General features: G+C 60.6%; 1 protein-coding gene. It reads right to left on the reverse strand.

What is annotated here, in order from left to right:
• Nucleotides 1–330 precede the first annotated feature (330 nt).
• A partial coding sequence (locus ABX749_RS28205) for an efflux RND transporter permease subunit (protein WP_372898967.1) occupies nt 331–2,886 on the reverse strand: 2,556 nt, incomplete at its 5' end.

Here is a 2,886-nt window from a genome sequence, read left to right on the forward strand (position 1 = left end):
AAAGCCTGCACACCAGCGCACGTTGGTGTCTAGCCTTTAGGCGATTCCCGGTCGCTGCGAAGCAGCGAACCGAGCGGCTAAAGCCTGCACACCAGCGCCCGTTGGTGTCTAGCCTTCAGGCGATTCCCACTCGCTGCGGAGCAGCGAACCGAGCGGCTGAAGCCTGCACACCAGCGCACGTTGGTGTCTAGCCTTTAGGCGATCCCTCACGCGCTGCGAAGCAGCAAGACGAGCGGCTGAAGCCTGCACACCAGCGCATGTTGGTGTCTAGCCTTCAGACGATTCCCACTCGCTGCAACCTGAACTGCTTCACAGCAGCCCCCTCCGCCCTCACACCCCTGCCGGTTGCAACGCCGGCGATTCGACATCCTCGTACTGGTGCATCGACTCGGGTGCCAACTTGAGCGATGTCCTAAGATCCATGAACAGGACAAAGACGACCGGAACGAGCACCAGCGTGAAGCAGGTCGAAACAATCATTCCGCCCAAAAAGACGACGCCCAGCCCGCGATACAACTCGCTGCCCGCACCCGGAAACACCACCAACGGCAACAACCCCAACACGGTCGTCAACGTGGTGATACAAATCGGACGAATCCGCGTGCGGACACTCATCGGCACCGCTTGGATCGGCGCAAGATGTTCTTCGCGCATGTGAACCAATGATTGGTGCACGATCAAAATTGCGTTGTTGACCACCGTGCCGATCAAGATAATGAACCCGAGCATCGTCAGCACGTCCAACGACTGGGGGACAAACAGGTTCAACACCCACAACCCGACGATGCCGCCGACCGCACCCAGTGGCACGCTGAAGATGACCACAAAGGGATAGAGCCAAGACTCGAACAGTGCGGCCATCAACAGATACGTGATCAGCACCGCCATCAGGATATTGAAACGGAGCGCGTCCCAGGCTTGCCGCAACTTATCCGCGGTACCCGACAAAGCCACAAAGTACTCATTGCCGATCGTCCCCTCGTCGACCAACGGCGCGATGATTTGGCCATTGACCAGTTCCATAGCGGCTTCCAGCGGCATGTCATCCGGCGGGCTGACTTCGACGGTGATCGAACGCAATCGTTCACGGCGCTGGATTTGTTCCGGCCCGCTGCCATATTGCATCTCTGCGACCGCCATCAAGGGAACGACTTCTCCGTCACCGGTCGCCAACGGCAGCGACATCAACGCCTGCGGATCCGCGTTGCGACCGGTCGGTCCCTTGATCGTCATGTCGATCTTGTCACCACCCACGTAATAATCACCGGCATAGGCCCCATCGACCATGGCATCGGCGACGTACCCGAGGTCGGTCGTGTCGATCCCCATCTCGGATGCCGCCAACAACTTGGGTTTGAGATGAATTTCCGGACTGGACAGTTCCAGACTCGGCTGGGCCGACGCTTGGCCCTCGGGCATCAACCGTTCCACGTCGTCGAGCACGCGACCGGCGATGACGACCAGCCGTTCCAGATCGGGACCGGAGATCTCGATGTCGATTGTCCGTCCGCCCGACATGCCCCGACCGAACAAGCTGGATTGGGACGCCATCACGCGGATCCCCGGCAACCCGGCGCCGGCCTGGCGAATCAACGGAACCAACTCCGACGCCCGCTCGGGGTCTCGGGCGCGAAACCCCATGAACAGACTTCGCTCGCGGATCGAGCAAAAGTAGTAATCCAAAACCGGAGCGTCCGAGCCGTCGGTAGCCGCACTGCCTTCGTCGACGTCCCAAACCGGCCGCAATCGCTGCTCGACGATCGCGCCGATGTCGGACAGCTCGTCCAGGTTGTAACCGGCCGGAAGCGAAAACCGTGCGAACACGAAGTTGCGGTTCCCCGTCGGCAGGTATTCGACCTTCGGCCACAACAGATAGCTGAGTCCGACCGAGAGGCCCGTCATCACCAACACGACCGCGATCGAACGCAATCGGGAACGGAGCACCCAAGAGTTGAAACCGACGACCGAACCGACCAGCGCCGAGGCGGCACCGCGCGTGGTCCGCTCGAACCAACCGTCCGATTGGGCGTCCGATCGGCCGCCCAGTTGATCGTCGGACAGACCGTCAGACGTTTCCCTGCCCGCGTCGCTACGAGAACGCCGGCGGGCAAACAAACGCGACGCTGCGGTCGGAATCACGGTGAACGAGACGAGCATGGAAAATGCGATGCCACAACTGATCGCCAGGGCGATGTCGCGAAACAATTGCCCCGCCGTGGCTTGCACGAAAATCACCGGTAAAAACACGGCGATCGTCGTGAGCGTCGATGCCACGATCGCGCCGCCGACTTCGCCGACGCCCCGTGACGCTGCGACAAAAGCGGTCTCGCCGAGCTGTTTTCGCCGGGTGATGTTTTCCAACACGACGACCGCGTTGTCGACCAGCATGCCGACGGCGAAGGCCATCCCCGCCAGCGAGATCACGTTCAACGAACGCCCCAATAGCGTCATGCACAAAAACGCCCCGGCGATGCTGATCGGAATCGCCACCGCCGCGACCAATGCACCGCGTGCGATGCGATAGCCCAAGACGAAAATCAGCACGACGGTACCGACGTAGAACCAGGGCGAGACATACACCGACGCGACGGCGGTCGCCGCGATCGCCACGCTGGCCAACACCGTGGCGCGTCCGAAATGCAGAAACAACATCAAGATGATGATCGTCGCGGCGCTGCCGATCAGCATGTTTTGCACCACCAACGCGATCGCCGATTCGATGTATTCGGTCTCGTCGTAGTACTGAAACAGTTCCAACCCTTCGCGTTTGAGAATCCCTTCGTTCAGTTCACGATTGGCAACCCGCAACCCCTTCATCACTTCCATCACGTTCGCGCCGCTCACCCGTCCGACACTCAGACTGATGCTTTCGGTTCCATAGCGCCG

The sequence above is a fragment of the Stieleria sp. genome (assembly GCF_041595215.1).
Classification (GTDB): Bacteria; Planctomycetota; Planctomycetia; order Pirellulales; family Pirellulaceae; genus Stieleria; species Stieleria magnilauensis.